This is a genomic window from Sinorhizobium sp. 7-81, assembly GCF_030124405.1.
In the GTDB taxonomy this organism is placed as follows: Bacteria; Pseudomonadota; Alphaproteobacteria; order Rhizobiales; family Rhizobiaceae; genus Sinorhizobium; species Sinorhizobium psoraleae.
The window spans coordinates 68,989-75,322 of sequence record NZ_JASKLT010000016.1 but is presented as its reverse complement, the minus strand read 5'-3'; the positions used below and the strand labels follow the sequence as shown (position 1 = coordinate 75,322).

Sequence of the window (6,334 nt, the reverse complement as noted above, 5' to 3'; positions counted from 1 at the left end):
GATCATCTTCTTCCATCACAAGGTGTCCACCTATTTTGGTGGACACCTCATGCATCAGAGCACTCAACAGCAAAAGGTGCGGGGAAATTCGCGCTTACGAATAGTCCACGTCTCGACGACCGGGCGTGGCCATTGAGGTCGAGTATCTTTTGCTGCCACTCACGGGTCGCCATGGCGGCGATCAGTTTCCCGGCAGCATCCTTGTGCTTGGCAGACTTGCCGATCCCCACAAAAACGCTCAGTTAGTTCGAGTTCCAGGCCCTCAAAATTAGGTTGGCGGAGAAATACGCCGAGCAACCCACCGAAAACAAGAATAAGGCTCGCGACGAGCAAGGCTGCAGAAACACCTTGATTGTCCGCCAATTCGCCCCAGATCCAGCTGCCTGCCGCCATCCCACCGAACGTAGCCGTTTGATAAAGTGAGAGCGCGCGACCCACAACCCACCGTGGTGTTGAGAGTTGAACCGTGACGTTAAACAGGGAGAATGCCTGTACCCATGCCACACCAGCGGGCATGAGAAGCAGACAGCTCAGCCAAAAGTGTTCACTCCATGCCAGACATAAAGAGCTGGCTGCCAGCGTGAAGAAAGCGCCTCGAATAACCCACTCATTGCCGAGGGCTTCCCGAATTTTTTCGATTAAGAGCGCACCGCAAATTGCCCCCAGACCAAAGAAGCCGAGCATGATGCCGTAGGCAATAGCGCTGCCTTTTTCCTGGTCACGAGCGATCAGCGGCAACAAAGCCAGAATGACGACTGCGCTGAACCCGAATACGGACCCCCGAAACATCATCTTGAGGAGGTTTGGCGACATGAGCACATAGCGGAAGCCTACGGCCATAGCACTACTGAAGGCCTCCCGCGGGAGCAAATGATTTGCTGTCTCCGGTTTCCATCGCCAGAGGGCGGCGATAAGGGCGAAATAGCACAGCACATTAAACAGAAACGCAACGGCTGCACCGGCTGTTGCGACGATTATACCACCAATCGCCGGTCCAACGCTGCGCATGAGATTGTAGCTCATACTGTTGAGGGCAATCGCGCTTGGTAGGTGTTTACGGGGAACTATATCTCCCATCGAAGCTTGCCATGATGGATTGTACAACGCCCCACCGCAGCCGGTGAGGAACGTAAGGCTTAGTAGTAGCCAGGGTGTCAATGCACCTGCGTAGGCGAGAAATGCCAAAGACGCAGATATGCATAACTTTAGCAGTTGAGCGAACAGCATGATCCGGCGGCGATCAAAGTTATCGGCGAGCGCTCCTGACGTAAGGGAAAAAAACATAAGCGCCAGCGTGGTCGATGACTCGACGAGCGCTACCATACTGTAGGACGTCGATAAGGCTGTCATCAGCCACGCAGCACCCACCCCTTCGACCAGTCCACCGAGATTCGAAACGAGCGTGGCAGACCACAGGGAACGAAACGCTTTACATTGAAGTGGTATCAGCGGAGATGTTCTTTTGGGCATGGGCGCAAGCTTTATCATTAATCGTGATGCTAACACGAGCCAGCAGCTTCTTCAGTTTGGCATTCCTCTCTTTGAGCGGCTTTCAGGGCGCTTCGCCTCGGAAACCTCCATGCCGCCGTATTTCGCTTTCCAATCGTAAAAAGTTGCTTCCGAAAATCCCGTCCTTGCGGCAGAGGTCGGCCACCTTCGCGCCAGCTTCCTGCTCCTTCGGCACCGCAATAACCTGCTCTTCCGTAAGTCTCTGCTTCTTCCTGCGCCCGCACTTTTATGGGCCGAACTCTAAATGTTTGATCCCAGACTCCCATGACCATGCCGAGGTCAAGAGGTGTGTTATGGCGGCATCGTGTTGCTCCAATTGGCGGCGGAATCCAGAGCTGGGCCCGATCGCGTGACACGCCTCGGTCAATCGAGCCTAGTCAAACTCATACGGTCGCCGCTTGGGACGGCTGCGTTAATATCCCGCTTGCGGCGGCAGGGGCGGACCGCGGTGGCTGATCTACCGACGGGGCGGCTACCTGCACGGCAGCGACGACGCAATCGTATCCTCTGGTCGTTACGGATTTAGATGTCGAGTTCACGAGACATCGAGTCAGTTCGGCGGCCAATTCCGGTAAACGAGATGTGGATAGACCTGTTCCGCAAAGCGGCCATCCCGCTGAATCAGCGTTTCCTCGACCGCCTCCATCGCTCCGATGCAGCCCGAGCAAAGGGGGTCGTCGAACACCCAATAGCCACCGTCGACCATATATTTTTCAGACACGTTATAGCTGTACTTCACGGCGCTGTAGATATCGCAATCGATATGATTGAGGCGGACTGAGCTGATAGCCTTCAATGCGGCCTCGGCGGTGTCCTCAAATAGCCCCCGGACAAGATGGAGATTGTCGATTTTCTCCTTCTCTATGAGCTGGAGTAGCTCTTCATAGCCTGCATCCTTAAAATCCCCCGCTCTGTGCGCGTCCCGTTGCGGGTCCGTTGCCGGCATTCCCTCGAAGGTGTCAAACGCGTACACCTGCATTCCGGGATGGAGTTCCCGACAAACGGCCGCCATAAAGAGCGCATTTCCTCCTCGATACGAGCCGAATTCCACAATGTGGCCGGGTGCTAGACCCTCGAAGCCGAACCGCAAGATCAGATAGAGATTCAAGCGCTTCGGCTCGGCGACTATTGTACGCTTTCGGGCCAATTTCATGGCCTTGTTGTAGAGCTTATCCTGGTGCAGTTGACTTACCAGATCGCCAGACCGAAGGCCACGCCCGCGCTGATAGCCAGCGCGAACGTTCCTGCCCCGTGACCTCTCTGGCGCCTCCCCAAATTCCGGCAGAACTACTGTCATCGATTTTCCTCACAAAAGACGAAGCTGCATCTTCCAAGGCTCATTGTTTGCCTTCCAGGCTCTCAACAAGGCACCCGGTCATTCCCACTCCGACGCCCACCGCCGCGCGGTGTGCAGGGCAAAGCAGGTGGCCCAGTTTCGCCTTGCACGTCAAAGCTTATGCTCATGGGCATACTAGCAGAGGTGCGCACCACGATTCTTGAATTTACAGTAACGTTTTTGCATACAAATCTAACATCAAGGATGTTGCAGGCGCTGCTGGACCGGAGCACCTGCGACAAGCGGTGCACGGTCATGTTGTCGACGGGCCGGTTCCGACGAAGCTGCCCCTCGACTCGATTGGATTGCGCCCGCTGGACCGGGCGCTGACGTTGCAAGTTATCATCTGCTCGACCTGAGAGATAGGTGACGTTTCGTACGGAAGACATGGGTGACACTTTTTTCGCTTTTTGCGGGGAGGTGTTGATGCCGTGGAAAGAGACGTCGGTGATGGAGGAACGTCTACGATTTATCGCCCGCCTCCTGGAGGGCGAAGGCATGAGCGATGTGTGCCGGGAGTTCGGCACCTCGCGCAAGACCGGCTACAAGATCTTCAACCAGCGAATTCAATGCCGAACGGCCGCATGAGGCGCTCGCGATGAAGGCTCCCGCAGAACTCTACGCAGGGTCATCGCGCAGCTATACCGGCCTGCCGGAGATCGACATCCCTTCCATGCCAGAGACGCGCTGGTCACCAATTGCGGCCGCATCTGCATCTATCGCAAGAAGATCAACATCTCGATCGCGCGGCGGGCCAAAAACTCGGCATCACGGAAGTCGACGACGGCATTTGGCTCGTCAGCTTCATGCATGCCGCCGCCGAAATCGTCTGGCTCGGTAATGGGACCCGTAGCCGTCCTGGCGCGCCGGAACTGGTATTTCCTCAGCCCTGACCGCAACACCAATGAATACTGTTGGGCGGTCATGACCGACCGCACGTGTTGAGCGGTCGAAACGCAGTGGGGCAGACGAGATGCAAAGCAGCGCCACTGCAAAAGCGCGCTCCCTAACGTGAGACGCTAATCTCCTCCCGCAGCCTCTGGCCAGACCACCCTACCCTGAATTCAGCGCCGATTAGCCGAGCGGCGCGGAAGATAGATTGCCTCGACTCGGTGCAAATCTGCTCGTCATGTCTGCAATGATGAGCACAAGCCTGCCTGCAGTGGAGCAGAAAAACTACATCGTGGCGTGTCGCTCCATGCCCTGCAGTTTTCTTTTCCTTCCTTCACAATTCGGCCGCACAATTGCACTCAAGGGAGCCTGCAATGCAGCTCGGCCTCGCCATCAGAATACATGGCGCACGCACGGTTGGACAGGCATGCTATGAATGGTCCCTCGGTCACCTGCGGAACGGTGTTCGCCATCGCAAAGAAACACCGGTATCGGCTTCGCGCAGATGCGATCCTGGGGTCAAAACTCAATAGGATATTGATGTGATGTGATTTCCATGATTCCCTCCTGAAAAGATTGGCGTTTCGATCATGGCAAGCGAGTCTGGTTGAACGATCAGCAATGGACTGCGATTGAGCCGCTGTTGCCAAAGAACCGGCCCGGTGCCCGCCGGGTTGATGACCGACGTGTCATCGGCGGCATCGTCCACGTGCTGCGTGTCGGGTGCCGTTGGCAGGATTGTCCTGCTGTCTATGGTCCACCGACCACCATTTGCAACCGCTTTCACCGCTGGGCCGGACGGGGGCTCTGGCAGAAGCTCTTCAATGCCCTTGTCGAGACCAGTCGGTGTGACATGCAAATGATCGACTCGACGCCGGCAAAGCTGCATCGCTCGGCCGCCGGTGGAAAAGGGGGGGGCGCAAACGCAGGGATCGGCCGCTCCCGCGGCGGCCGGCGACGAAAATCCACGCCGTCGTGGGATGGCCGTGGCCGCCCGCTCGGTCTGCAGATCTCGCCAGGGCAGTTGGGCGATGTCCGCGCGGCGATGCCTTTGCTGCAGCAGTTGCAGCCAGCCTATTTCCTGGCCGCCGACACCGCTTACGACAGCCACGCCCTGCGCCAGTTCCTGGCCGTCCGCGGGACCATCGCCGTCATTCCCCAACAACCTCACACGCAAGCGCAGACACCATTCGATCCACGCGCCTACCGCAGCCGCAACATCATCGAACGCATGTTCTGCCGGCTCAAGGATTGGCGGCGCGTCGCAACTCGGTACGACAAGCTCGCAACAAACTTCCAAGCGGCAATCCTCATCGCCGCCATCGTCATCTGGTGGACTGATTGAGGCTGGAGCCTAGCACTACTTTGGCAGAATTTATTTTGGGGTTATTTGGAACCTGATACGGCAGTGTGGACATCGTTGTGGTGGATGGTGGTTTGAGAGCGCGGCATGACGGCGCGTCGGATGGCTGGCAGTGTCGGTTTAGGCGGACCGCGTCTGTTCCTTTTTTTCCCGCTTTGCCTTGTGTAGGCGCTGATGTTGCAGGAAGGCATAAGCGATCATTGTCATCAGTGCGTGTCGGTGGAGGCTTTGCCATGATCGACCTTCGAAGTGATCGAGACCGAGTTCTTCCTTCATCTGCTGATGGGCCTGCTCGCAGACCCAACGGGCTTTGATGGCCGCCGCCAGCTGCTTTAATGTCGCCTCTGCTGGAAGATTGGACAGGTAGTATTTGCGTTCATCGTTTGGGCGCCACTCGCCAACTAACAGGGCTTCCTCGCCCGGCATATGCTGCTGTCCCTTGTCGAGGATACGTTGGGGGCTGCCATCAGCGATCCGAATGCGGACGGCAGCAAAGCGCGCTACCAATCGACCTTGGGGATAAACCTTCTGATGCTTGGGAATGCCGACGGCGCAGGTGAGACCCCGCGCACTCAAACCCTGGCGAAAAGCGGCCGACAGACCGTAACCTGCGTCAGCAAGCACGGTGCCAAACCGTACGCCCGCGGCAATCAGCAGATCGATCTCGTCAAGCGCGATCTCCGGTTTGGTGCGGGATATGCGCAATAGCTCGGGAACGCCGGCTCCATCCGATCCTGATCACTGGTCCAACTGTCGGGCAGGAACAGCCGCAGGCCAACGGGAACAGGAACCTCGTCGCGTGCCAGCGTCAATGACACCAGCGTCTGGCAGTTGGATCTCTTGCCCAGCCTCGATGCATATTGTGGTGCGACCCCAACAGAGTGGTCGCCCTTCTTCGGAAGAGCTGTGTCATCGATCACCAGAAAAGCATCCGTAGCCCCGACTATTCTGTCAGCCTGCACCGCCACTTCCGCCTCAAGCGGACCGGCGTCCCAAATGCCATCCGAGAAATGATGCAGGCGGTCGTAGCGATCAGGTGCCAGGCGCTCCGCCATCGGCTCGATACTCTTGCGATCTCCCGGCCCGATCAGGCCCGAAACATAGATCGGGCACATCTGGCACGCTTCTTGTGGCCAAGCTTCTAACGAACGGCTTCAGCCATTCCGTCAGCGCAACATCCTGTTTCTGCCATCCTGTAGAAGTGCCAAAGATGGCCGATCATCGTTAACCGAGGA

The 6,334-nt window shown here is 57.3% G+C and carries 3 protein-coding genes and 4 pseudogenes; 3 read left to right on the top strand and 4 right to left on the bottom strand.

Translation table 11 applies throughout. The annotated features are described in order from the left end of the window. Positions 1–240: 240 nt before the first annotated feature. The 3 genes and pseudogenes from QN224_RS29185 to QN224_RS29175 form a co-directional block, all read right to left on the bottom strand. Positions 241–1,470, bottom strand: a pseudogene (locus QN224_RS29185) (MFS transporter); the annotation flags it as partial. Between the two features lie 37 nt (positions 1,471–1,507). After that, positions 1,508–1,690: pseudogene (locus tag QN224_RS29180) on the bottom strand (transposase); the annotation flags it as partial. A gap of 369 nt (positions 1,691–2,059) precedes the next feature. Then, positions 2,060–2,806: a TylF/MycF/NovP-related O-methyltransferase gene (locus QN224_RS29175; protein ID WP_283979505.1), complete on the bottom strand. Its 747-nt coding sequence runs from the start codon at positions 2,804–2,806 to the stop codon at positions 2,060–2,062. 426 nt (positions 2,807–3,232) lie between these two features. Here QN224_RS29175 and QN224_RS29170 point away from each other — a divergent pair, with 426 nt between their 5' ends. From QN224_RS29170 to QN224_RS29160, 3 genes and pseudogenes are all read left to right on the top strand, one after another. After that, positions 3,233–3,433, top strand: a complete 201-nt coding sequence (locus tag QN224_RS29170) for a helix-turn-helix domain-containing protein (RefSeq protein WP_336621132.1) — start codon at positions 3,233–3,235, stop codon at positions 3,431–3,433. After that, positions 3,405–3,657: pseudogene (locus tag QN224_RS29165) on the top strand (IS481 family transposase); the annotation flags it as partial. The gene QN224_RS29170 and the pseudogene QN224_RS29165, both read left to right, overlap by 29 nt. Positions 3,658–4,343: 686 nt before the next feature. Beyond that, positions 4,344–5,081 (top strand): IS5 family transposase, encoded by a 738-nt coding sequence (locus QN224_RS29160; RefSeq protein WP_283979504.1) that lies wholly within the window; start codon positions 4,344–4,346, stop codon positions 5,079–5,081. Between the two features lie 138 nt (positions 5,082–5,219). On the opposite strand, the pseudogene QN224_RS29155 reads toward QN224_RS29160, so the two are convergent. Further along, positions 5,220–6,311, bottom strand: a pseudogene (locus QN224_RS29155) (IS701 family transposase). Positions 6,312–6,334: the final 23 nt, after the last annotated feature.

Excerpts from the sequence above, each read along its gene's own strand:
- QN224_RS29170 (WP_336621132.1), top strand. The coding sequence starts at position 3,233 with ATGGGTGACACTTTTTTCGCTTTTTGCGGGGAGGTGTTGATGCCGTGG.
- QN224_RS29175 (WP_283979505.1), bottom strand. The coding sequence starts at position 2,806 with ATGACAGTAGTTCTGCCGGAATTTGGGGAGGCGCCAGAGAGGTCACGG.